The sequence below is a fragment of the Micromonospora sp. NPDC049900 genome (assembly GCF_044461025.1).
Lineage (GTDB): Bacteria > Actinomycetota > Actinomycetes > Mycobacteriales > Micromonosporaceae > Micromonospora.
Map to the genome: position 1 here is coordinate 789,374 of NZ_JBITKM010000003.1, position 23,886 is coordinate 813,259.

The following is a 23,886-nucleotide window of genomic DNA, read 5'->3' on the forward strand; positions in this document are numbered from 1 at the left end:
CCCGGTGCGTACCGGCCCGCCCGTCGGGCGAGCCGGTCGCGAGCGGGTCAGCCGGTGGTGCGTGCCACGCCGACCGGGCAGCTCAGCCCGTTCGGGCCGTGGTTGCAGTAGCCGTTCGGGTTCTTGGTCGGTGCCAGGTACTGCTGGTGATAGTCCTCGGCGAGGAAGTAGTCGCCGAGGCGGCTGATCTCCGTGGTGATCTCGCCCTTGCCCGCCCGGGCCACGATCGGCGCGAACGCCTCCCGGGACGCCTCGGCGGTGGCGTACTGCTCGTCGGTGGTGGTGTAGATCGTCGAGCGGTACTGCGTGCCGACGTCGTTGCCCTGGCGCATGCCCTGGGTCGGGTCGTGGTTCTCCCAGAAGACCTTGAGCAGGTCCTCGTAGCTGATCGTGGCGGGGTCGTAGACGACCTGGACCACCTCGGCGTGCCCCGTCCCGCCGGAGCAGACCTCCTCGTAGGTCGGATTCGGGGTGTAACCACCCGCGTATCCGACGGAGGTGGTGTAGACGCCCGGAAGGGTCCAGAACAACCTCTCGGCACCCCAGAAACACCCCATGCCGAACACGGCGACCTGGGAGCCCTCGGGGAACGGCCCCTTGAGCGGGGTCCCGAGCACCTCGTGCCGGTCGGCGACCGGCATCGCGATCGGGCGGCCGGGCAGGGCCCGGTCAGGGGAGATCATCTCGGCCTTCATGCTGCGGAGGAACACGGTGGAACTCCTTTCGTACCTTCCCCGCGTGCAACACCGGCGGACCCCACTTCCTTACCCGCCCCGCGCGCGCTCAGGCGCTGTCCGCCAGGGCGTGCCGCACACGCTCGGCGTACGCGGTCGCCTCGGCGTCGTCGGCGTAGCGGGTACGCGGCCAGAAGAAGCCCCGCAGGCCGTCGCCCTTGGTCCGGGGCACACGTGGGTGTGCAGGTGGGGTACCGACTGGGACACCTTGTTGTTCATGGCCACGAACGTGCCGCCCGCGCCCAGACCGCTCTCCACCGCGACGGCGAGCCGCCGGACCAGCCCGAAGTAGCCGGCGAGCGACTCCGGCGGCAGGTCGGCGAGAGTGACCAGGTGGGTGCGGGGCACCACCAGCACGTGCCCCTTGAACACCGGACGGGTGTCCAGGAACGCCACACCATCGTCGGTGTCGACCACCCGGAACGCCGGCACCTCGCCCGCCACGATCCCGCAGAACACACATCCCGCCATCGGCTCAGATTATGGCCGTACCCACGTGTCCCGCTCGGCGCGACGCGGCGGGCTGTCGCATCGCGAGGTCGGAGGGAAGACCCTGGATCGTCGCGGCCGGACCTGGACACCCCGAATCCACCGAGTGACCGGGCCACGATCGGGTTCCACACGCTGGGACGAGGGGGAGGACTAACGTCTGCGTCATGACCCACGGCTTCGAGACGCTCGCGATTCACGCCGGCCAGGACCCGGAGGCCCGCACCGGCGCGGTGATCCCACCGATATATCAGACCAGCACCTACGCCCAGGACGCCGTCGGTGCGCCCCGGCTCGGATACGAGTACAGCCGTTCCGGCAACCCCACCCGGGACGCGCTCCAGGAGTGCCTGGCCGCGCTGGAGGGCGGGCCGGTCGGTCTCGCCTTCGCCAGCGGCCTGGCCGCCGAGGACACGCTGCTGCGGACCGTCTGCGGTCCCGGTGACCACGTGGTGATCCCGGACGACGCGTACGGCGGCACGTACCGGCTGTTCGCCAAGGTGGCGCAGCGGTGGGGACTGACGTACACCCCGGCGAAGGTCTCCGACCCGGACTCGGTCCGGGCCGCGATCCGGCCCGGCGCCACGAAGGTGGTCTGGTTGGAGACGCCGACCAACCCGCTGCTCGGCATCGCCGACATCGCCACCCTGGCCGCCGTCGCCCACGACGCCGGGGCGCTGCTGGTGGTGGACAACACGTTCGCCTCGCCGTACCTGCAACAGCCGATCGCCCTCGGCGCGGACGTGGTCGTGCACTCCACCACGAAGTACGTCGGCGGACACTCCGACGTGGTCGGTGGGGCGTTGATCGCGGCCGACGCCGGGCTCGGTGAGGAACTGCGCTACCACCAGAACGCGATGGGCGCGGTCAACGGCCCGTTCGACGCCTGGCTGACGCTGCGCGGCATCAAGACCCTCGGGGTACGGATGGACCGGCACTGCGACAACGCCGAGCGGATCGTCGGCTACCTGGACGGGCACGCCAAGGTGGCCGAGGTCCTCTACCCGGGCCTGCCGTCGCACCCCGGTCACGAGGTGGCCGCCAAGCAGATGCGCCGGTTCGGAGGCATGATCTCGTTCCGGGCGGCCGGGGGTGAGGAGCACGCCGTCGAGATCTGCAACCGGGCCCGACTCTTCGTGCTCGCGGAGTCCCTCGGCGGGGTGGAATCCCTGATCGAACACCCGGGTCGGATGACACACGCCAGCGCTGCCGGCTCGCCGCTTGAAGTTCCCTCCGATCTCGTGCGACTGTCTGTCGGCATCGAGACGGTCGAAGACCTGCTCGGCGATCTGGAGCAGGCGCTGGGCTGACCGCTGGCTGGGGAGGGTGGCCGTGCAGGACATCATGCCGACCTGGGTCGGGGCGACCGCCAAACAGATCGCCCGGGGCGTACGGCGGGGCGACGTCTCCGCCACCCAGGTCCTGGCCGACCATCTCGACCACGTCGCGAAGGCCGACGCCGACCTCGCCGCGTTCCGCACGGTCCGCGGCGGGGAGGCGGTCACCGAGGCGGAGAAGGTCGACGAGCAGGAGGACCTGGGCAACCTGCCGCTGGCCGGGGTGCCGGTGGCGGTCAAGGAGAACACCCCGGTGGCGGGGGTGCCCACCTGGAACGGTTCGGCCGCGGTGCGTACCCCGGTGGCCGAGGCCGACCACGAGGTGGTCCGCCGGCTGCGTGGCGCGGGCGCGGTGATCCTCGGCGTCACCCGGATGCCCGAGCTGGGTCTGTGGGGGGTCACCGACGACGGCACCGCGGTCACCCGCAACCCCTGGGACCTGGGACGTACTCCGGGCGGCTCGTCGGGTGGCGCGGCGGCGGCGGTCGCCGCCGGGCTGGTGCCGATCGCCCACGGCAACGACGGTCTCGGTTCGATCCGCATCCCGGCGGCCTGTTGTGGACTCGTCGGCCTGAAGCCCGGCCGGGGCGTGGTGCCCTGCCAACTCGGCGCGGAGGACTGGTTCGGGCTGACCGAGCACGGCATGCTGGCCACCACGGTCGCCGACGCGGCGGTGGGCTTCCAGGTGCTCGCCGGCCGGGCCCAGGAGAAGCTGGTCCCGCCGCAGCGGCTGCGGGTCGGGGTGTCGCTGCGGTCCCCGGTGCGCGGGGTCTCGCCGGACGCACCCAACCGCGACGCGGTCGCCGCCGCCGGTCGACTGCTCGCGGCGGCCGGGCACGACGCCGTCCCGGCCGACCCGGTCTATCCGACCGCCCTCGGTCTGCAGGGCATCGCCACCTGGTTCGCCGCCGCTGCCGCCGACGTGCGAGCCGCCGGGATCGACCGCCGCGACCTGCAACCCCGCAGCCGTCGGCACGTCACCTTCGGGGACTGGGCCTGGCGACGCGGGTACGTCCGGGAGGCCGACCGGGCCGCCTGGCGTGAACGCTCCATCGGCTTCTTCGCCGACCACTCGGTCGACCTGCTGCTCACCCCGGCGTTGGCCAGCGCGCCGCCGCCGGCCGCGAGCTGGTCGGCCCGGTCCTGGCGGGCCAACATGCTGGTCAACATCCGGTACGCCCCGTACGCGGCACCGTGGAACATCGCCGGGCTGCCCGCGCTGGTGGTGCCGGTGGGCCGTCGCCCGGACGGCCTGCCGCTGGCCGTCCAACTGATCGGACCGCCCGGATCGGAACTGCTGCTGCTCGGCGTCGCCGGCCAGTTCGAGATGGCGGCCCCCTGGCCCCGGCACGCCCCCGGCTACCCCCGCGTCGGAACGGGGTCGCCGGCCAGCGCCTGACCGCGCGGCTCCGGCTGGACGGTCGTGCCGCAGCCGACGCCCGTCGGACGCGGCGGTGCCCGCCGGATCGGACGTCAGGGTCGGCGTCCACGCCGGTCCAGGCGGCAGATGGCCCGGGTGGCACGATCGGGGCATGACGGAACTGGTCAGCCTGGACGACGTGCGGGCGGCGCGGGAGCTGCTCGCCGATGTCACCCGCACCACCCCGCTGGAACCCTCTCGCCCGCTGAGTGCGGCGCTCGGTGGGCCGGTCTGGCTCAAGTGCGAGAACTTCCAGCGCGCGGGGTCGTACAAGGTGCGGGGCGCGTACGTGCGGATCTCCCGCCTCTCCGCGCCGGAGCGGGAGCGGGGGGTGGTGGCGGCCAGCGCCGGCAACCACGCGCAGGGGGTGGCCCTCGCCGCCGGGCTGGTCGGCGCGCACGCCACCGTCTTCATGCCGGTGAACGCGCCGCTGCCGAAGGTGGCGGCCACCAAGGGGTACGGCGCCCGGGTGGAGCTGGTCGGCGCCACGGTGGACGAGTCCCTGGTGGCGGCGCAGACGTACGCCGAGCGCACCGGCGCGATCCTGATCCACCCGTTCGACCACCGGGACGTGATCGCCGGTCAGGGCACGGTCGCGCTGGAGATCCTGGAGCAGTGCCCCGAGGTCAGGACGATCGTCACCGGAGTGGGTGGCGGCGGGCTGGTCTCCGGGATGGCGGTGGCCGCCAAGGCGCTGCGCCCCGACGTCCGGGTGATCGGGGTGCAGGCGGCGGGCGCGGCGGCCTTCCCGCCGTCACTGGTGGCCGGTGAGCCGGTACGCCTGCCGGCCTTCTCCACGATCGCCGACGGCATCGCGGTCGGTCGCCCCGGTGACGTCACCTTCACCCACGTCCGCAAGCTCGTCGACGACATCGTCACCGTCACCGAGGAGGACATCTCCCGGGCGCTGCTGATGCTGCTGGAGCGCGGCAAGCAGGTGGTGGAGCCGGCCGGTGCGGTGGCGGTGGCCGCGTTGCTGGCCGGGGCGGTCGAGGTGGAGCCGCCGGTGGTGGCGGTCCTCTCCGGCGGCAACATCGACCCGCTGTTGATGCTGCGGGTCATCGAGCACGGACTGGCGGCGGCCGGACGCTACCTGCGGGTGACCGTCCGCTGCTCGGACCGGCCCGGACAGCTCGCCTCGCTGCTGCGGCAGATCGCCGAGCACCGGGCCAACGTGGTGGACGTGGAGCACCAACGGGCCAATCCGCACCTGCGCCTCGGCGAGGTCGAGGTGGCGCTGTCGGTGGAGACCCGGGGTGTGGAGCACTCGGACACGCTGATCAGCGCTCTGCGGGCCAGCGGCTACCAGGTCTCGATCGCACCAGAGGCGTGACACCGCCCGGTGTCACGCCTCTGGGTTCGTACGACGGCCGACCTCGGACGTTGCCGGGGCGGCGGGTGGCTCAGCCGGAGAAGGGCTCGAAGCTGACCACGGTCACCTTGATGTCCGCGCCGCTGGGCGCGGTGTAGGTGCAGGCCTGGCCCGCCTTGCCGCCCAGGATCGCCTGGCCGAGGGCCGACTCGGGGCTGTAGACGGTGAGATCGGTGGTGGAGGAGATCTCGCGGGAACCGAGCAGGAAGGTCTCTGTGTCGTCGGCGTCGTCGTCGAAGTAGATCGTCACGACCATCCCGGGCGCCACCGCGTCGACGGTCGGCGCCTCGCCGACCTGGGCCGTGCGGAGCAGCTCCTTCAGATAGAGGATGCGCCCCTCGGCCTTGCCCTGCTCCTCACGGGCGGCGTGATAGCCGCCGTTCTCGCGTAGGTCACCTTCCTCGCGCCGCGCGTTGATCTCGGCGGCGATCACCGGCCGGTTGGCGATCAACTCGTCGAGTTCGGCCTTCAGGCGGTCGTAGGCGTCCTGGGACAGCCAGGTGGCGGGCGCCTCGTTGCCATTGGACACAGGCGGTCCTCCTCGGTTGTGCGGGCTGGCTGACAGGTGAACCTCCAAGTTACCAGTGCCGTACGACAAGGAGTGTCGGTGATCACGCCGGGGAGCCGGTCTGCGCCGGGCGGCCCGGTGCCGCTCGCGCCGCAGGCCGGGTGGGTTGGGCTCGCCGTCGCGGCGGGTTCAGGCCGCCGGCCGGCAGCGGACGACCTCGCCGATGAAGGGGCGGGCGCTGGTGGCGAGCGCGTGTCGGACGGTGACGCTGCGCTGCCCGTCCGTGGCTGCCACCGGCACCTGCTCCCGGGCCACCTCGGCCCCGGCGTGGTCCCGGGCCCGCAACACGCAGACCGCCGAGCCACCCGCCGGTAGGTTCACCCGGAAGTCGACCACCACCTGTTGGTCGGTGATCTCGCCGTAGGTGATCACCTGGGCGTCGTAGGCCGGGTCGCCGTACTGCCGGTAGAGCCGGAACGAGACCGCGGTGAGCGCCACCAGCACGGCGACCACCAGCAGCGTGGTCAGCAGCCGCGTGCGGCGGCCCGGCGTACGGCGTCGGCCGTACCGTCCGGGCGGGAACACCGGCGAGGTCGATCCAGGTGTGGCGTGCGTCTCGGTCACCGGCGGGTATCTCCTGGCGTCGTTGTCGGGCCCATCGGCAAGAATGGCAGAGCGCCGTCGTTCCTGTCCGACCGGGCATTGCCGCCACCGACACCTCCTGTCGATGGGGTGCTGCTTCTCGATCGGGAGCACTGCTTCTCGACCGGGCATTGCTGGTTGCTGGGGTCAAATATGACAGGCCAGCACGGGCCGGGACCGCGACGGGGGAGGATTCCGGCAGGTCAGCGGTGTGGCCCGTGGCCCGCCGGTGGGCAGAGACGAGGAGCGCCGACCGTGGCAGAACAACTCCGGCTCATGGCCGTGCACGCGCACCCCGACGACGAGTCGAGCAAGGGCGCCGCGACCATGGCCAAGTACGTCGCCGAGGGGGTGGACGTGCTGGTCGTCACGTGCACCGGCGGCGAGCGGGGCAGTGTGCTCAACCCCAAGCTGGACCGGCCCGATGTGTGGGCCAACATCGCCGACATCCGCCGGGCGGAGATGGACGCGGCCCGCGCCATCCTCGGCATCGAGCAGGCCTGGCTGGGCTTCGTCGACTCGGGCCTGCCCGAGGGCGACCCGCTGCCGCCCCTGCCCGAGGGCTGTTTCGCGCTCCAGGACGTCGAGGTGGCCGCCGGCCCCCTGGTGCGCCTGATGCGGCAGTTCCGCCCGCACGTGGTCACCACGTACGATGAGGAGGGCGGCTACCCGCACCCGGACCACATCATGTGCCACAAGGTCAGCGTGGCGGCCTTCGAGGCGGCCGGTGACCCGGAGCGCTACCCCGAGCTGGGCGAGCCGTGGCAGCCGCTCAAGCTCTACTACGACATCGGCTTCTCCAAGGGCAAGATCCTCGCGCTGCACGAGGCGGTCCTGGCCACCGGCGCCGACGAGTCGCCGTACGCGGAGTGGATCACCCGCTGGGAGGACCGGCCGGACAAGGGCCCCCGGATCACCACCCGGGTCGAGTGCGCCGAGTACTTCCCGGTCCGGGACGACGCGTTGCGGGCCCACGCCACCCAGGTCGACCCGGACGGCTTCTGGTTCCAGGTGCCGATGGAGCTGCAACAGCGGGCCTGGCCGACGGAGGACTTCCAGCTCGTGCGCTCGCTTGTCGATTCTCCGCTGCCCGAGTCGGACCTGTTCGCGGGCATCCGGGAGACGGCCCATGCCCGCTGATCCGGCCCCGGGCTACCCTGGTCGGACATCGCACTTCGGAGGAATCCCATGTTGACCGCTGCTCAGGTGCTCGCCCAGAACAATTTCGGGGACACCCGCACGGGGGGCCTGGCCGGTCCGATGGGCCTGTTCCTCATCCTCGTCCTGGGCACCGCCACCGTGCTGCTGATCCGGAACATGAACGCCCGGCTGCGCCGGTTGCCCGATCATTTCCCCGGTCAGGAGCCCGCCGCCGAGTCGGACATCGCGCAGCGAACGGTCGGTGATCCGACAGATGAGAACGTGATGCTGGATTCATCCGGTCACGCTCCCAACCGGCGCCAGCAGCGTCGCGACGGCTGATCGGGGCATGATTCACGCCGAACCGGATGGTCGCCCCCTGTTGCGACCATCCGGTTTGGCTTAGCCTTCCGCCGGGAGGACCCGACGTCCTCATGCCGTGCGCGGGAGGGGGCGCCGATGACCATCGCAGTCGTTTCCGCCCTCCGTGCGCCCTGTTCCCGCCGGACGGGAGTGGGTCGGTGACCTCCGGCAGGGCCGGTCATCCGCTCGATCGGCCCGAGGGCCGTCGCACCCCGATCCGGGTGCACCTGCTGACGGCCGCCGTCGTCCTCACCGCAGTGGTCGCCGCCGTGGTGGGGTGGAGCGTGCCGGTCGGGCTGCCGGCCGACGACCCGTTCGGGCCCTACGGCGGGCTGACCCGCTTCGGCATCGCGATCGCCCTCTTCGCACTGTCCCAGTTGGCCCGGCTGCGGTTCCGGGCCGCGGCCGGGGTGGTCTCCATCACCTGGGCCGAGGCCGCGCTCATCGTCTGCCTCTATCTGGTACCGCCCGGATGGCTGCCCGGCGCGGCCCTGATCGGCATGATGCTGGCCTGGACGATCCTGACCGTGGTGGACGAGGGCAGGTCCACCTGGGACGTCGTCCGCATCGCCGCGTCGCAGACCGCTGCCGTCGCCCTGGCGGTGTCGGTCACCACCTCGTTGGGCGAGCCGCTGCTGGCCACTCCGACCCCGGCGCTCGCGCTCGCCGCCGCCGCCGGTGCCCTCACCTACCTGCTGGCCGGTGCGTGGCTGGGCGGGGTCACGTTGGCGCTGCGGCACGACATGCCGATCGGGCGCCCACTGCTGGCCGCGCTGCGGGGCAAACTGCTGATGTTCGTCGGCAACGTGGTGGCCGGCCTGCTCGTGGTGGCCCTGATCGAGTTCGATCCGCGGTGGCTGGTATTGCTGCCCGTACCGCTGTGGCTGCTCCACCAGACCTATCGGCAGCGGCTGCGCGACGAACGCGAACGGCGGACCTGGCGGGCGTTCGCGGAGGCGACGGCGGCGCTCAACCAGCTCGACGAGCGCGGCGTGGCGACCGCCGGGGTGACCGGCGTGCTCACCGTGTTCGAGGCGGAGCTCGTGGACGTGGAGGTGGCCCGGGGCGACGGTCGATGGCGCCGCTACCGGGGCGATCCCAGCGGTCAGGTGATCGACCGGGAGGTCGCGCCACCCGGCGACGACGGACCCGGGCCCGACGAACTGCTCCGTGACCTCTCCATCGGCGAGCACCGGGTCGGTCGGCTACGGGTCCGGCTGCCCCGCACGGCTGGACCCACCGGCCGGGAACGGCACGCGCTGGACGCCTTCGCCGAGGCGCTGTCCGCCGCCCTGCACGACGCGGCGACCCACCGGGAGCTGCGGTTGGTCACCGCGCGTTCCTCCTACGAGGCGGTGCACGACCCGCTGACCGGGCTGGCCAACCGGACGGCCATGCTCGGCCAGGGCGACCAGGCGTTGCGGCGACTCGGACACGACCATCCGGTGGCCCTGCTGCTGCTCGACATCAACCAGTTCAAAGAGGTCAACGACACGCTCGGGCACGCCGCGGGCGACCAGCTCCTGCGGTTGACCGCCAACCGGCTGGGCACCCTGACCCGCTCCGGCGACCTGCTCGCCCGGCTCGGCGGCGACGAGTTCGCGCTGCTGCTGACCTCGGTCCCGGTGCTCGGCGACCGCACCGCCCCGATGGCGTACGCGCTGCGCCAGGCCCGGGAGATCACCGAGCGGCTGGCCGCGCCGACCGAGGTGGCCGGGGTACGGATGTCCGTCGAGGTGTCCGTCGGCGTGGTGGTGGCGTCGGCCGGCACCGCCGACCTCACCGAGCTGATGCGCCGGGCCGACATCGCGATGTACCAGGCCAAGTCCGGTGGTGGCAGCGTGGCGGCGTACGACGGCTCCCGGGACGCGGCCAGCACCGACCAGCTCGCGCTGCTCGCCGAGCTGCGTGAGGCGTTGCTGGCCGACGATCAGCTCGTGCTGGTGTTGCAGCCGGCCGTGGACCTGGCGACCGGCGCGCCGACCGGGGTGGAGGCGCTGATCCGCTGGCGGCACCCGCGCCGGGGCTGGTTGGGTCCGGCCGACTTCATCCGGCCGGTGGAGAACAGCGAGCAGTTGGGCCCCTTCACCCGCTACGTGCTGGACAAGGCGCTCGGGGTGGCGGCCGGCTGGGCCCGGGAGGGCCTGGACATCCCGATCTCGGTCAACCTCTCCGCCCGCAGCCTGCTCGACCACCGCCTGCCGGGGGAGATCGCCGACGCGTTGCGCCGGCACCAGGTCCCGGCCGACCGGCTGGTCCTGGAGATCACCGAGACCGTGGTGATGAGCGAGTTGGAGGTCATCGACCAGGTGCTCAGCGCGCTGCGGTCGATGGGTGTGCAGTTGGCCGTCGACGACTTCGGCACCGGCTTCTCCTCCCTGGCCTTCTTGACCCGGATCCCGGTCGACGAGTTGAAGGTGGACCGGTCGTTCGTGCTCCGGATGGTCGACTCGCCGGAGGCGGCGGCGATCGTCCGCAGCACCGTCGGGCTGGCCCACGAGCTGGGGCTGCGGGTGGTGGCCGAGGGCGTGGAGACCGCCGCCCAGCGGTCGGCCCTGGCCGAGCTGGGCTGCACCGCCGCCCAGGGCTACCACTTCTTCAAGCCGATGCCCGCCGACAAGATCGGTGCCGTGCTCGGCTCGCTGTCCCGCCAGAGCCCCACCAACGTCCTGCCGCTGCGCGCCGACGGCGCCTCCTGACCGCGACCCGCCCGTCCGCCTCTCTGGACGGAGGACGGACGGGCGGCGGCACGGGCCGGTCAGGCGCGGGGGAGGGTCCGGGCGACCACCTGGGGGATCGCAGCCCAGTCGGCGGAGGCGATGGTGGCGTGCCGGGCGGCCAGCGCGGTGAGGCGGGCCAGGGCGGCGTCCGGATCGGTGTTGCCGATCGCGGGCGGGACCTGGTGCGCGTCGGTCATCACCAGCAGGTAGTGGTTGGCCGAGTACCAGGCGGTGTCGATGGACCCGGTGACGTACGCGGTGGCGTCGCCGTCGAAGACGACGAACCACGGACGCAACGCCGTCTCGGCGTACTGGCTGCGGGGGTCACCGGCCCGTGCCCGGTGTACGGCCGGGAACGCCTTCGCGCTGCTCAGCGTGCCCGCTGCGGCCAGCGCGACGAGGTGTCGGGCGTACTCCACGTCGGTGCGGAGCACGTCGGTCGGGTTGCCGTGCTCGACCGTGCCCGGGATCAGGTAGACGATCACCTTTCCGGCGAGCTGCCGTCGGGTCGGCCAGGCGTCGGCACGCGCGGCGGCGTCCAGTGAGGGATGGCCGCCCCGCAGGTCGGCCGGGCTGAACAGACGGTCGCCGAGCCGGGCGGCGAGGACCGCGTCGAGCTGGGTCGGCCCCTGGCCGGTACGGGCGCTGAAGCCGGTCTTCAGCTCGATCTTGAGCAGCAGCGGCCCGGCGTCCGGGTGCGCGGTCAGCCAGAGTCGGATGTTGTCCAGGCAGTGCTCCAGGTTGCGGTTGCGGGTGCCGGAGTAGAGCTGGCTCGCGCTGGTGGCGGCCACGCAGTTGTTGTCGTTGCCGAGCGGGTTGGAGTGGCTGACCCGCCACTGCCGGGTGAGGATGTCCGGCCAGACGTCCAACTCGATCAGTCCGGGGCGTGCGTCCAGGGACTGCGCCAGATAGGCGTAGGTCGCCTTCTCGTACGCGTTGTGCGTGCCGACGCCGGTGGTGGCCGAGATCCGGGCGTCCGGGTCGACGGCGGCGGCCGGTGACGCCGCCACCAGGACTCCGGCGGCGAGGGCCGACAGGGCCACACCGGCTGCGAGGGCGGACCGGAACCGGGATCTGCGCATGGGGTACCTCCTCGTCACCCGGCGGGTCGCCGGGAATATGCACAGATCTAAATGGACCGACGTGAACGGCGGAAGGCCGTCCGGCGCACGGCGTCCGACCGGCGGCCGGTCGCCCGGCTGGATATGGTCGTCGGGTGAACCGACTCGCGGATGCCACCAGCCCGTACCTCCTCCAGCACGCGGACAATCCGGTCGACTGGTGGCCCTGGTGCGAGGAGGCGTTCGCCGAGGCCAAGCGCCGTGACGTGCCGGTGCTCATCTCGGTCGGTTACTCCGCGTGTCACTGGTGTCACGTCATGGCGCACGAATCGTTCGAGGACGCGGGTGTCGGCAAGCTGCTCAACGAGGGCTTTGTGTCGATCAAGGTGGACCGCGAGGAGCGGCCCGACGTCGACGCCGTCTACATGACCGCCACCCAGGCGATGACCGGCCAGGGCGGCTGGCCGATGACGGTCTTCGCCACCCCGGACGGCACCCCGTTCTTCTGCGGGACGTACTTCCCCCGGGCGAACTTCGTCCGGCTGCTGGAGTCGATCGGCACCGCCTGGCGGGACCAGCGCGACGCCGTACTGCGTCAGGGCGCCGCGGTGGTGGAGGCGATCGGCGGGGCCCAGGCCGTCGGCGGGCCCACCGCCCCGCTCACCGCCGACCTGCTCGACGCCGCCGCCGACCAACTGGCCGACGAGTACGACGAGAGGCACGGTGGCTTCGGCGGCGCCCCCAAGTTCCCGCCGCACATGAACCTGCTCTTCCTGCTGCGGCACCACCAGCGCACCGGCTCGGCGCGGAGCCTGGAGATCGTCCGGCACACCTGCGAGGCGATGGCCCGGGGCGGCATCCACGACCAGCTCGCCGGTGGCTTCGCCCGGTACGCGGTGGACGAGCACTGGACCGTGCCGCACTTCGAGAAGATGCTCTACGACAACGCGCTGCTGCTGCGGGTCTACACGCAGCTCTGGCGGCTCACCGGGGACGCGCTGGCGCTGCGGGTGGCCCGGGACGTCGCCCGGTTCCTCGCCGACGAGCTGCACCGCCCCGGCCAGGGCTTCGCCTCGGCGCTGGACGCGGACACCGAGGGCGTCGAGGGGCTCACGTACGCCTGGACCCCGGCCCAGCTCGTCGAGGCGCTCGGTGAAGAGGACGGCCGCTGGGCCGCCGACCTCTTCACGGTCGTCGAATCCGGCACCTTCGAGAAGGGAATGAGCGTGCTGCGGCTGGCCCGGGACGTCGACGACGCCGCCCCGGAGGTCCGCGCCCGCTGGCAGGACGTCGTCCGCCGGCTGCTGGCCGTCCGCGATACCCGTCCCCAGCCGGCCCGCGACGACAAGGTGGTGGCCGCCTGGAACGGGCTGGCCGTCACCGCGCTCGCCGAGTTCGTCCGGCTGGTCGAGACCGCCGGCCGGATCGGCACCGAGGGCGAGGCGAACCTGCTCGACGGGGTCGCCATCGTCGCCGACGGCGCGATGCGCCAGACCGCCGAGCACCTGGCCCGGGTGCACGTGGTGGACGGGCGGCTGCGCCGCGCCTCCCGGGACGGCCGGGTGGGGGAGCCGGCCGGCGTGCTGGAGGACTACGGCTGCGTGGCCGAGGCGTTCTGCGCCATGCATCAGGTCACCGGTGAGGGACGGTGGCTGGACCTGGCCGGTGAACTGCTCGACGCCGCCCTGACGCACTTCGCCGCCCCCGACGGGGCGTTCTACGACACCGCCGACGACGCGGAACGACTGGTGGCCCGGCCTGCCGACCCGACCGACAACGCCACCCCCTCCGGCCGCTCCGCCATCGCCGCCGCCCTGGTCAGCTACGCGGCGCTGACCGGGGAGAACCGGTACCGGGAGGCGGCCGAGGCGGCGCTGGCCACCGTCGCGCCGATCGTCGGGCGGCACGCCCGGTTCACCGGGTACGCGGCCACCGTGGGCGAGGCGCTGCTCGCCGGCCCGGTCGAGATCGCGGTGGTCACCGGCGACCCGGCGAACGATCCGCTGGTCGCGGCGGCGTACCGGCACGCCCCGCCCGGTGCGGTGATCGTCGCCGGGCAGCCCGACCAGCCGGGGGTGCCGCTGCTGGCCGGTCGGCCGCTGCTCGACGGGGCGCCCGCCGCGTACGTCTGCCGGGGTTTCGTCTGCCAACGGCCGGTGAGCGGCGTCGACGACCTGGTGGCGCAACTGCGCTGACACCTCCGCCGACCGGCACCCCGATCGGCCCGGATAGGCTGGCGCCGCTATGGATTCCCGTACCGGTCTGCCTGTTGTCGGCATGGTGGGTGGCGGCCAGTTGGCCCGAATGACCCACCAGGCCGCGATCGCCCTCGGTCAGTCGCTGCGCGTGCTCGCCCTCACCCCGGACGACGGCGCGGCGCTGGTCGCCGCCGACGTGCAGTACGGCGACCACACCGACCTGGCCGCGTTGCGGACGTTCGCCAAGAGCTGCGACGTGGTCACCTTCGACCACGAGCACGTGCCCACCGAGCACATCCGCACCCTCACCGGTGAGGGGGTGAAGCTGTTCCCGCCCGCCGACGCGCTCGTGCACGCCCAGGACAAGCAGGTCATGCGGGAGCGGCTCGGCAGGCTCGGCGCGCCCAATCCGGCGTGGCGACCCGTCGCCGCCCCGGCCGACGTGGTGGCCTTCGGCGACGAGGTGGGCTGGCCGGTGATGCTCAAGGCGGCCCGGGGCGGGTACGACGGCCGAGGCGTGTGGCCGGTGGCCGACGCCGCCGTCGCCGACGACCTGGTGCGGACGCTGCTCGACGGCGGGACCACGCTCATCGTCGAGGAGCGGGTGGCGCTGCGCCGGGAGTTGGCGGTGCAGGTGGCCCGCTCGCCGTTCGGGCAGGTCGCGGTCTATCCGGTGGTGGAGACGGTGCAGCGGGACGGCATCTGTGTCGAGGTGCTGGCACCGGCGCCCGACCTCGCCGAGGAACTGGCGGTCTCCGCCCAGCAGCTCGCCATCGACCTGGCCACCGCGCTCGGCGTGGTCGGCCTGCTCGCGGTGGAGCTGTTCGAGGTGGCCGACCCGGCGGCCCCGGGCGGCAGCCGCGTCGTGGTCAACGAGCTGGCGATGCGCCCGCACAACTCCGGGCACTGGACCATCGAGGGTGCCCGGACGTCGCAGTTCGAGCAGCACCTGCGGGCGGTGCTCGACTACCCGATGGGCGACACCGCGCTGACCGCGCCGGTGGTCGTGATGGCGAACGTGCTCGGTGGCGAGCCCGGCGGGATGTCCATCGACGAGCGGTTGCACCATCTCTTCGCCGCCGAGCCGACCGCCCGGGTGCACCTGTACGGCAAGCAGGTCCGTCCCGGCCGCAAGATCGGGCACGTCACGGTGCTCGGCGAGGACCTGGACGAGGTGCGCGCCCGGGCCGCCCGCGCGGCCCGTTGGCTCCGGGACGGCGCGGAGTGACCGTACCGGCCGTCCGCCGGGAGCGCGCCGCCGCGAAGTGACCGTACGGGCGTCCGTTGCCGGCTCCGCGACGCCGTGGAGTGACCGTGCGGACCCCGCAGTTCGTGAACGAGAGGGAGAGCAACGTGAGCACGGTCGGTGTGATCATGGGTAGCGACTCGGACTGGCCGACCATGAAGGCGGCTGCCGACGTGCTCGCCGAGTTCGAGGTGCCGTACGAGGTCGAGGTGGTCTCGGCCCACCGCACCCCGGTGAAGATGATCGACTACGGTCGGGCCGCCGCTGGGCGGGGCATGAAGGTGATCATCGCGGGTGCCGGTGGCGCCGCCCACCTGCCGGGCATGATCGCCTCGGTCACGCCGTTGCCGGTGATCGGCGTGCCGGTGCCGTTGAAGCACCTCGACGGCCTGGACTCGCTGCTGTCGATCGTGCAGATGCCGGCCGGGGTGCCGGTGGCCACGGTGTCGATCGGCAACGCGCGCAACGCCGGGCTGCTCGCCGTACGCATCCTGGGCATCGGTGAACCGGCACTCGTCGACCGGATGTCGGCCTACCAGGCGGACCTGGAGCAGCTCGTCGCCGAGAAGGACGCGGCCCTGCGCGCCTCGCTGTAGGAGCGTGCAGCGTGAAAGGAGGGTCCCCTGCTAACGCCTGGTGCATAGCAGGGGACCCCTCCTAACACATTCCGTCAGAGCGGCTCACCGCATGCCGCGCAGCGCCGTCTGGAGGCGTTCCTGGGCGCGACGGCGGCGTTCGTTGCTGGCGCCGAGCACGAGCAGCAGGAGACCGACCGGGATCAGCACCAGCCACGGCCCGAGGCTGAACAGGGCGTGCACGGCGGCGATGGCGGTGACCACCGCGCCGACGATCACCGGTGCCTGCTGACGGGTCATCGAGCCGAAGACCAGCACCGCCACCGCGCCGAGCAGGAGCAGCACCTGCCGCAGCGTGCTGGAGTCGGTGGCCAGCACGATCGCCAGGGTGGGCACGAACGCGGCGACCAGCGCCGGGCCGTACGCGACCCAACTGCTCAGGTCGGCCCGCTGCCGCAACTCCAGCACGCCGACCAGCAGCGCCAACGCCGCGAACGGCAGCGTGTACGCCTCGGGCAGCGCCACGTCGGCGACCCACATCAGGATCCACCAGGCGGTGATCTCGCAGACCACCACGCCCCAGAACAGGATGCGGCGCTCCATCGGTCGTCGACCGGGCCGGGTGGCGGCGAGCCCGAGGACCGCACCCCAGGCGGCCAGCAGGGCGGCGATGTGCCGGGGCGAGTCGAAGGCCAGTGCCAGCGCGATCAGCGCGGCGGCGTACCCGCTCCACTCCACCGTCGACGCCTCGCGCCGTGCCTCGGGTCGCCGGAACCGGGGCAGCGTCGCGGCGAAGACCTGTAGGGCCGCGCCGACCGCGAGTACGCCGAACGCCGACCAGACCGGGGCGAGCCCCGCCACCAGTCCGGCGGTGAGCACCAGGAGCTGTGCCTTCAGCGAGGCGAACAGCCAGCCGAGGATGCGCGCCCGGGACGTGGTGCCGTACAGGGCGGCGACCACCCCGACCGCGACCCCGCCCGCGAGGGTGAACAGGGTCAGTTCCCGGGTGGCGAGGCTGCCGGCGAGACCCGCCCCACCGGCGGCCAGCCCGATCACGAAGACCAGGACCCGGGCCAGCCGGATCGACCGGGCCCGCTCCTCGATCGGGGGCGGCGGGGTCAGCGCCAGCCCCAGCATCGAGATGGCGAACACGGCCAACGCCGAGAGGGTGCTCGACGGCCAGCCGCTGCCGAGCGCGACCGGGGTGATCAGCAGGGTCACCGCGGCACCGGGCAGCACCACCGGCACCGCCCGGGAACGCCGACCGCCGCTGAACCCGGTGGCGGCCAGGGCCGCGGTCACGGTGAGCAGCAGCGCGGTGAGCACGTGAGTGGGGTTCACCGCAGCCGGCGGCGGGTTCAGCAGCTCCGGTGGCGGCCCCTGCCAGATCCGGCTCAGCGTGCGGTGCGGGTCGACGAGTGCGGCCAGCAGCGCCGGGGCGATCGAGACCAGCGCCAGGACGACCGGCAGGGTGGCGGCGGCCAGTGCCCCGGCGGCGGGGCTGACCCGCCACCGACGCCGTCTGCCGTCGTCGGGCAGCCGACGCAGGGCACCGTCCAGCAGGACCGTCCACCGGCGAACCGGCTGTGCCGCACCGACGGGTGGTTCGGTGGCCCCCCGGACCAGTTCGGCGAGCACCCCGAGCAGGGCCGCGGCGGCGGCGTACACGCCGATCGGCAGGTGCACGGGCACGGCGGCCAACGCGGTCACGCTCGCCCCGCCGACCACCCCGGCGCTCGCCCAGGGCAGGTACTGCGGGACCTGGCGGCGGACCGCGGCGATCGCGGCCAGGCCGAGGCTCGACGCGGCCAGGCCGGCGGTCAGCACCACCTCGGGCGGGTGCCCGAACTCCACGGCCAGGGCGGCGGTGGCACCGGGCAACGCGAGCAGCGCGGCACCGGTGCCGGCACCGCCGATCTGTGCCAGGTGCGGCGGCATCCCCTCGACGTGGACGTCGTCGACCAGCGGCTCCGCCATCGACCGGGCGAGCATCGCCACCACCGCACCGATCAGCACCACGCTGGCCAGAGCCAGCGCGGTCGTCCACGGCCGGACCAGACCGGCGCCGGTGGCGTGCAGCGCTACCACCCCGGCGGCGGTGATCCGGGACAGCCCGGCCCGGGGATCGACGGAGGCGACCGCCGCCATGCCGAGGACGGCGGCGACCATCGCACCGATCACCACCGGTGACCACCAGCTCAGGTGGAACGCGGCGGCCGCACCGATCGTGGCGAGCACCACCGCGGCGTTGGAGACGTCGTAGCGCCAGGGCGGCGGCAGCAGGATGCCGGCGGCCAGCGCGAGCAGCAGCAGCGCGATCGGCCCCTGCCACGTCGTACCGCCGGTCGGTGCGGCGGGCCAACCGGTGAGGTCGCCGTTCCAGATCGGCCCGGGGGTGGCCAGCACGCCCACCCCGCCGCGCAGCGCCATCCACCCGGCGAGCAGGCCGATCAGCACCCCACCGACGGCGAGGCCGAGCACCGGTCCGCGCCGCCACTGCTCGGGCATCGCCCGCGCGGCCACCGAGACCACCAGGACCAGGGCGGCGGCGACCGCGAGCTGCCCACCCGGTGCCAGCACCGTGCCGATCCGCAGCAGGGTGGCGACCAGCGCTGCGGTGACCGCGGCGGCGGCCAGGTCGGAGCCGTCCAGGGCGGCGTCGGCGCGCCGGCCGCTGTCGATCGACGGGGCCAGGAAGAGCAGCACGGCGGAGACCAGCAGCAGCGCACTTACCCAGGCGTCGGCCACGGTGGCCCCCGGCGCGCCGAAGCCGGCGGCGGCGACCGCCAACGCGCCGAGGCCGGTACCCACCGACAGCGGCGTCGGGAGGTGGCGCTGGGACACCTGCACGATGGCCGCGTAGCCGAGGGTGACGCAGACGGCGAGGAAGCTGGCCGCCAGCACCGGAACGGTCACCTCCCGCAGCGCGGCGGGGGTGAGGATCGGGTCGGTGGGCAGGGTCGCCGCGACGAACGCGGCGACCGCCCCGGGCAGGGCGAAGGCGGCACCTCCGGCCGCCCAGGCGGAGACGGTGTCGGCCGTCGCCGGAGCGAGCCGGATCCGGGGCGCGGCGGCGATCAGGATGCCAGCCAACACGAGGGCGAGCAGCACGGCGGCGGTCGACGCCGGTCGGGCCAGGGCCGCCCCGGCACCGGCCAGACCGACGCCGGTGGCGGCGATCGCGTGCGCCAGGGCGGCCCGGGGGGTACGGGCGGACAGCCCGACCGCCCCGATCCCGATCGCGGTCAGCACCATCGGCCAGGGTGCCAACGCCCAGGACAGCCCGAAGGACGCGGGTACGGCGAGCGCGGTCAACGCGGCACCGGTCACCGCGAACTCGCGTCGGATCTCCGCCGGCAGGGCCAGCACGGCGGCCACGGTCAACAGGAAGGCACTGGTGGCGAGCTGCCAGGCGGCCGGTCCCACCGCGCCGGCCAGTTCGGCCGGGTACCGGTCCAGGTCCGCCGCCCAGGCGGGCAGGGCGGCCTGGACGGGGGCGAGCCCGGCCCGGAGGGCGCTGCCCGCGACCAGCACCCCGGTGACCGTCAACGCGATCGCGGAGGCGAGCTGCGGACCGCGACGGGCGGACTCCGGCACCGCCCGGACGGCCAGACCGGTCACCGTGATGACGGCCGCGATCAGCAGCAGGGCGCGGCCCGGCAGGGCCACCGAGGCGATCCGGCCGAGCGCGCCGATGACGGCCAGGGTGAGCACACCCGCGCCGACGTCGGGCAGCGGCGGTCGTCGCAGCACCAGCGTCCCGGCCAGGCAGACGGTGGCGGCCAACAGCAGCACCAGGCCGGCCACGGTGGCGCCCGGCACGGCGGTGGCCCGCACCAGGGCGGTCACCGCGTACGCGAGGGCGACCGCGACCGCGACGCCGTGCAGGACCCAGGTCAGCTCCCGCAGCCCGGGTACCGGTCGGCTCGGCGCGACGGTACGCCCGCTGCCGGTCGGGTCCAGCAGCTCACCGGCCTCCTCCGGCGCTCCCTCGGGCCGCCCCTCTCCCTGCCGTTGGCGGGGCGGGTTCATCCGGCCGCCGGGCGGGGCCGAGGTCGGCGCGTCGGCGGGCGACTGCTCCACGGTGACCGGGGAGCGGGCCAGCCAGAGGTCGAGCAGGGCCACCACGGTCAGCACCAGCGCCCAGCCGACCGGTCCGCTGATCCGGTCGTACGCCAGCAGCGGCACCACCGGCTGCGCGGCCAGGACGGTCGCGAAGCGGGGCGCACGCAGTCGCGTCCATCCGGCGTACCCGACGGAGACGGCGGCCGTGACCGCGAAGATCACTCCGGCGAAGACCGCGCCGGAGGCGCCGCCGGCACCGATCGCGTCGACGGTCCAGAGTGCGTACCCGGAGAGCGGCACCAGGAGCAGGCCCACCGCGGCGATGGTCTCGGCGGTGGAGGTCAGTCCACGCCGGACCAGCACCGGCGGCGCGAGCAGCATGAGCACGGTGGCGAGCAGCAGGATGCCGAGCCGGGACAACGCGTCCATCGAGCTGGTCGCCACCACCGCGAAGACCACCGCGGCCACCCCGAGCAGCAGCGCGCCGAGCCCGAGCGGGATGTTCTGCACCTCGCGCGAGGAGGCTTCCGGCGGGTGCTCCGGGTCGTCGGCGTCCAGCCAGACCGGCGCGTCCGGTGGCGGGTCGCCCGCCCCGAAGGCGGCGGCCCCCTGTCGGGGCACCCGTGGCGGCGCGTCACCGCCGACCGGGCCGTTCGCCGACCGGGTGTCGCCGTCGCCCGGTGGCCTGCGCCGGCCGTCGACGGGTTGCTTGCGGGCCGTCGAGGTGCCGCCGTCACCGACCGGCGTCCGCGTCGACCGGGTGGCACCGTCCCCGGACGGCGCGCGCGTCGCCCCGGGGGAGTCGTCGGAGACGCGGATCGGTCCGGGGGCGTCGTCGCCCGGCGGCATCCGGGCCGTCGAGGTGGCACCGTCACCCGGCGGCGTACGCCTCGGTCCGGTGGCATCGTCGGCGGGCTGCCGTCGCGGCGGTGGGGTGGTGCGGTCGGTCGTGGGGGTGGTGGCGGTGGTGCCGTCACCGGGGGAGGTGCGCGGCGGCCTCCGGCGGAGCACGCGGCGCGACCGGCCGGACTGCTTGAGACGTTCGTCACCCGAGTTACCGGCGTGCGCGAGGATGTCCCGCTGGAAGATCGCGGCCTGCATCTTGGATGCGAGTTGCCGTTGCTCACTGGCGATGGCGGCCTCGCGGGCCTTCATCTCCGCGATGGACCGCTCGATGTCCGCCAGGTGCTCGGCCCATTGTGGCTGGTGGGCACCGCAGCGCGGGCAGCGGACGGCCGGCTTGATCTCCTGGCCGCACGAGGAGCACTGAAAGGTCGCCACGACACCCCTCCACCCGCAGTGTGGATTCCCACTGTCGCAGCATGCCGAATGCGGCCCAGGAATTCGACCGTTGTCGGCGGGTCACACACCCCCAAGATCGACCAACCTCGGACCGCCGGGCAAAGCGAAGGCCCCCGATCTCACCCCGCGCCGGGGATGGACCGGCTCACGCAGGCCGTGGACAGTCAGGTTTTCCGGGGGAGCCCACCCGCGCAGGGATCAAGCCTGACCGCCCGGAGCGGGTGGGCTCCCCCGGAAAACCCCCAGCGCAACCAAAGATCAGGGCCGCCCCATCCCCCGATACTCCCACCCCGCCTGCGTCCACAGTGCCGAGTCGAGGCAGTTGCGCGCATCCACCACGCGCCGTCCGCTGACCAGGTCGCCGAGCGCGCTCGGGTCGGCGTTGCGGAAGTCCGCCCACTCGGTGAGGACGCAGACCAGGTCGGCACCGGTGACCGCCGCGTTGACGTCCGGCTCGTAGGTCAGCTCCGGCACCGCCCGGCGGGCGTTCTCCATCCCCTGCGGGTCGAAGACGTGCACCTCGGCACCGGCCTTGTGCAGCAGCGCGGCGACGGCGAGCGCGGGCGCGTCGCGTACGTCGTCGGTGTTGGGTTTGAAGGTCGCCCCGAGGACGGCGATCCGGGTGCCGGACAGGTCCGGACCGGCCGGGCCGGACCGGCGGCCGAGCAGGTCGGCGGCGAGATGCAGCACGCGGGTCCGGCGACGCAGGTTGATCAGGTCGACCTCGTGCAGGAAGCGCAGCGCCTCACCGGCGCCCAGTTCCTGCGCGCGGGCCTGGAAGGCGCGGATGTCCTTCGGCAGGCAGGCGCCGCCGAAGCCGAGCCCGGACTGGAGGAAGCGGTTGCCGATGCGGGGGTCGTACCCGATGGCCTTGGCGAGCTGGGTGACGTCGCCCCCGGCGGCCTCGCAGACCTCGGCCATCGCGTTGATGAAGGAGATCTTGGTGGCCAGGAAGGCGTTCGCGGCGACCTTGACCAGCTCGGCGGTGGCGAAGTCGGTGACCACCAGGGGCACCTCGCGGTCCTCGGTGGCAGCCAGGTCGAAGACGCCCTTGTGCGCGGCGTAGAGCATGCCGTTGGCCCAGTCGCTCTTGACGCCGACGACGATCCGGTTGGGCCGGAGCACGTCGTCGACGGCGAAGCCCTCCTGGAGGAACTCGGGGCTCCACGCCACCTCGACCCCCAGGTCGGTGGAGGCGTGCTTGCCCACGAGTTGCTCCACCCACTCGGCGGTGCCGACCGGAACGGTGGACTTGCCCACGATCAGGGCCTTGCGGGTCAGGTGCTGGGCCAGACCGGTGACCGACGCCTCGACGTACGACAGGTCGGCGCCCATGCCGTCGGCCCGCTGCGGGGTGCCGACGCAGATGAAGTGCACGTCGCCGAAGTCGGCGGTCTCGGCGATGTCGGTGCTGAACCGCAGTCGCCCGGCGGCCAGGTTGCGCCGGAGCAGCTCGTCCAGGCCCGGCTCGTGGATCGGCACCTGCCCCGCGTTCAGCTTGGCGATCTTGTCGGCGTCGACGTCGAATCCGAGCACCTCGTAGCCGAGCTCGGCGTAACAGATGGCGTAGGTCGCGCCGAGATAACCAGTGCCCAGGAAGGTCACCCGAGGTCGGGAGGCACCCGAGGGGGGTGTCACCGAGGCGATGGCGGGCATCGGCTGGGTGTTCGGGTACGGGATGGTCACGCCTGTCTCTCCGCTCGCACTGGCGGCGCGTGGTCGCGTCGCGGTCCGCTGCGGCGCCTGGCGGGGCACCGGAGGGGGGTGATTCTGCTGTCTGTGCTCCATCATCGCCGACCGGCGCCGATGCTCCGTCACGACTCAGCCTACGCGCCGGTAACATGACCCGAACGGTGGTGGCTATCCTTCAGTCTGCGCGATGGCCGTCCAGGTGACGCTACAGACTGCGCATAGTAGCGGTGAAGGGGAGGGGCCGGCATGCCCGCAGAGCAGTCGTTCGATGTGTATCGGTTGCCCGAGGAGCACGAGGCGATCCGGGAAGCCGTCCGTGAGGTCTGCACGGCGAAGGTGGCACCGCACGCCGCCGAGGCCGATGAGACCGGCGAGTTCCCCAAGACCTCCTACGACGCGTTGCGGGCCGCCGACTTCCACGCCCCGCACATCCCTGAGGAGTACGGCGGTGCGGGTGCCGACGCCCTCGCGACCGCGATCGTGATCGAGGAGGTCGCCCGGGCCTGCGCCTCGTCGTCGCTGATCCCGGCCGTGAACAAGCTCGGCACCATGCCGCTGCTGCTGGCCGGTTCCGACGAGATCAAGCGCCGCTACCTGACGCCGGTCGCCGCCGGTGAGGCGATGTTCTCGTACTGCCTCTCCGAGCCGGAGGCGGGCAGCGACGCGGCGTCGATGACCACCCGCGCGGTCCGCGACGGCGATCACTGGGTGCTCAACGGCGTGAAGCGGTGGATCACCAACGCCGGGGTGTCCGAGTACTACACGGTGTTCGCCGTGACCGACCCGACGGCGCGTTCCCGGGGCATCTCCGCCTTCGTGGTCGAGAAGTCCGATCCGGGGGTGAGTTTCGGTGCGCCGGAGAAGAAGCTCGGTATCAAGGGCTCACCCACCCGTGAGGTGTACCTGGACAACGTCCGTATCCCGGCCGACCGCATGATCGGCGGCGAGGGCACCGGTTTCGGTACGGCGATGCGGACGCTGGATCACACGCGGGTGACCATCGCGGCGCAGGCGCTCGGGAT

The 23,886-nt window shown here is 73.2% G+C and carries 15 protein-coding genes and 3 pseudogenes; 10 read left to right on the forward strand and 8 right to left on the reverse strand.

All coding sequences use genetic code 11. From position 1 onward, the window contains the following. Positions 1-47 precede the first annotated feature (47 nt). Positions 48-710: a peptide-methionine (S)-S-oxide reductase MsrA gene (msrA, locus tag ACIBMZ_RS11610; RefSeq protein WP_396692662.1), complete on the reverse strand. Its 663-nt coding sequence runs from the start codon at positions 708-710 to the stop codon at positions 48-50. Between the two features lie 73 nt (positions 711-783). Continuing rightward, positions 784-1,205, reverse strand: a pseudogene (locus tag ACIBMZ_RS11615) (HIT family protein). Between the two features lie 185 nt (positions 1,206-1,390). Between ACIBMZ_RS11615 and ACIBMZ_RS11620 the strand changes: the two are divergent. The 3 genes from ACIBMZ_RS11620 to ilvA all read left to right on the forward strand — a co-directional run bounded on the left by ACIBMZ_RS11620 (position 1,391) and on the right by ilvA (position 5,313). After that, on the forward strand, positions 1,391-2,533 hold the full coding sequence (locus ACIBMZ_RS11620) for a cystathionine gamma-synthase (RefSeq protein WP_396692664.1): 1,143 nt from the start codon (positions 1,391-1,393) through the stop codon (positions 2,531-2,533). A gap of 16 nt (positions 2,534-2,549) precedes the next feature. Continuing rightward, complete coding sequence (locus tag ACIBMZ_RS11625; protein ID WP_396692666.1) at positions 2,550-3,959, forward strand: amidase; 1,410 nt, start codon at positions 2,550-2,552, stop codon at positions 3,957-3,959. A 133-nt stretch (positions 3,960-4,092) separates the two neighbouring features. After that, the gene (gene ilvA / locus ACIBMZ_RS11630; RefSeq protein ID WP_396692668.1) at positions 4,093-5,313 is read left to right on the forward strand and encodes a threonine ammonia-lyase; all 1,221 of its coding nucleotides are present in this window, start codon (positions 4,093-4,095) and stop codon (positions 5,311-5,313) included. 70 nt (positions 5,314-5,383) lie between these two features. On the opposite strand, the gene greA is transcribed toward ilvA, so the two are convergent. Continuing rightward, the gene (gene greA / locus ACIBMZ_RS11635; RefSeq protein WP_131053387.1) at positions 5,384-5,881 is read right to left on the reverse strand and encodes a transcription elongation factor GreA; all 498 of its coding nucleotides are present in this window, start codon (positions 5,879-5,881) and stop codon (positions 5,384-5,386) included. A 168-nt stretch (positions 5,882-6,049) separates the two neighbouring features. Further along, positions 6,050-6,484, reverse strand: a complete 435-nt coding sequence (locus ACIBMZ_RS11640) for a DUF4307 domain-containing protein (protein ID WP_396692670.1) — start codon at positions 6,482-6,484, stop codon at positions 6,050-6,052. A gap of 273 nt (positions 6,485-6,757) precedes the next feature. Here ACIBMZ_RS11640 and mca point away from each other — a divergent pair, with 273 nt between their 5' ends. From mca to ACIBMZ_RS11655, 3 genes are all read left to right on the forward strand, one after another. Beyond that, positions 6,758-7,642 (forward strand): mycothiol conjugate amidase Mca, encoded by an 885-nt coding sequence (mca, locus tag ACIBMZ_RS11645; protein ID WP_396692672.1) that lies wholly within the window; start codon positions 6,758-6,760, stop codon positions 7,640-7,642. Positions 7,643-7,690: 48 nt separating this feature from the next. Then, positions 7,691-7,984, forward strand: coding sequence for a hypothetical protein (locus ACIBMZ_RS11650; RefSeq protein WP_396692674.1), 294 nt, complete (start codon positions 7,691-7,693; stop codon positions 7,982-7,984). Positions 7,985-8,163: 179 nt separating this feature from the next. Further along, positions 8,164-10,704, forward strand: a complete 2,541-nt coding sequence (locus ACIBMZ_RS11655) for a putative bifunctional diguanylate cyclase/phosphodiesterase (protein ID WP_396692676.1) — start codon at positions 8,164-8,166, stop codon at positions 10,702-10,704. Between the two features lie 59 nt (positions 10,705-10,763). On the opposite strand, the gene ACIBMZ_RS11660 is transcribed toward ACIBMZ_RS11655, so the two are convergent. Beyond that, positions 10,764-11,807, reverse strand: coding sequence for a phosphatidylinositol-specific phospholipase C domain-containing protein (locus tag ACIBMZ_RS11660; RefSeq protein ID WP_396692678.1), 1,044 nt, complete (start codon positions 11,805-11,807; stop codon positions 10,764-10,766). Positions 11,808-11,941: 134 nt separating this feature from the next. On the opposite strand from ACIBMZ_RS11660, the gene ACIBMZ_RS11665 reads away from it, so the two are divergent. From ACIBMZ_RS11665 to purE, 3 genes are all read left to right on the forward strand, one after another. After that, positions 11,942-13,981 (forward strand): thioredoxin domain-containing protein, encoded by a 2,040-nt coding sequence (locus tag ACIBMZ_RS11665; protein ID WP_396692680.1) that lies wholly within the window; start codon positions 11,942-11,944, stop codon positions 13,979-13,981. 49 nt (positions 13,982-14,030) lie between these two features. Further along, positions 14,031-15,212, forward strand: a complete 1,182-nt coding sequence (locus tag ACIBMZ_RS11670) for a 5-(carboxyamino)imidazole ribonucleotide synthase (protein WP_396692682.1) — start codon at positions 14,031-14,033, stop codon at positions 15,210-15,212. A 125-nt stretch (positions 15,213-15,337) separates the two neighbouring features. Next, positions 15,338-15,826, forward strand: coding sequence for a 5-(carboxyamino)imidazole ribonucleotide mutase (purE, locus tag ACIBMZ_RS11675; RefSeq protein WP_350695631.1), 489 nt, complete (start codon positions 15,338-15,340; stop codon positions 15,824-15,826). 84 nt (positions 15,827-15,910) lie between these two features. On the opposite strand, the pseudogene ACIBMZ_RS11680 reads toward purE, so the two are convergent. The 3 genes and pseudogenes from ACIBMZ_RS11680 to ACIBMZ_RS11690 form a co-directional block, all read right to left on the reverse strand. Then, positions 15,911-20,560: pseudogene (locus ACIBMZ_RS11680) on the reverse strand (SCO7613 C-terminal domain-containing membrane protein); the annotation flags it as partial. 300 nt (positions 20,561-20,860) lie between these two features. Next, positions 20,861-21,151: pseudogene (locus tag ACIBMZ_RS11685) on the reverse strand (hypothetical protein); the annotation flags it as partial. A 279-nt stretch (positions 21,152-21,430) separates the two neighbouring features. After that, positions 21,431-22,858: a UDP-glucose dehydrogenase family protein gene (locus ACIBMZ_RS11690; protein ID WP_396692684.1), complete on the reverse strand. Its 1,428-nt coding sequence runs from the start codon at positions 22,856-22,858 to the stop codon at positions 21,431-21,433. 252 nt (positions 22,859-23,110) lie between these two features. Here ACIBMZ_RS11690 and ACIBMZ_RS11695 point away from each other — a divergent pair. Further along, positions 23,111-23,886: acyl-CoA dehydrogenase family protein (locus tag ACIBMZ_RS11695; protein ID WP_396692686.1), on the forward strand; the 776-nt coding region annotated here is incomplete at its 3' end.

Coding starts and splice junctions, on each gene's coding strand:
- ACIBMZ_RS11650 (WP_396692674.1), top strand. CDS start 7,691: ATGTTGACCGCTGCTCAGGTGCTCGCCCAGAACAATTTCGGGGACACC.
- ilvA (WP_396692668.1), top strand. CDS start 4,093: ATGACGGAACTGGTCAGCCTGGACGACGTGCGGGCGGCGCGGGAGCTG.
- ACIBMZ_RS11620 (WP_396692664.1), top strand. CDS start 1,391: ATGACCCACGGCTTCGAGACGCTCGCGATTCACGCCGGCCAGGACCCG.
- ACIBMZ_RS11660 (WP_396692678.1), bottom strand. CDS start 11,807: ATGCGCAGATCCCGGTTCCGGTCCGCCCTCGCAGCCGGTGTGGCCCTG.
- ACIBMZ_RS11670 (WP_396692682.1), top strand. CDS start 14,031: ATGGATTCCCGTACCGGTCTGCCTGTTGTCGGCATGGTGGGTGGCGGC.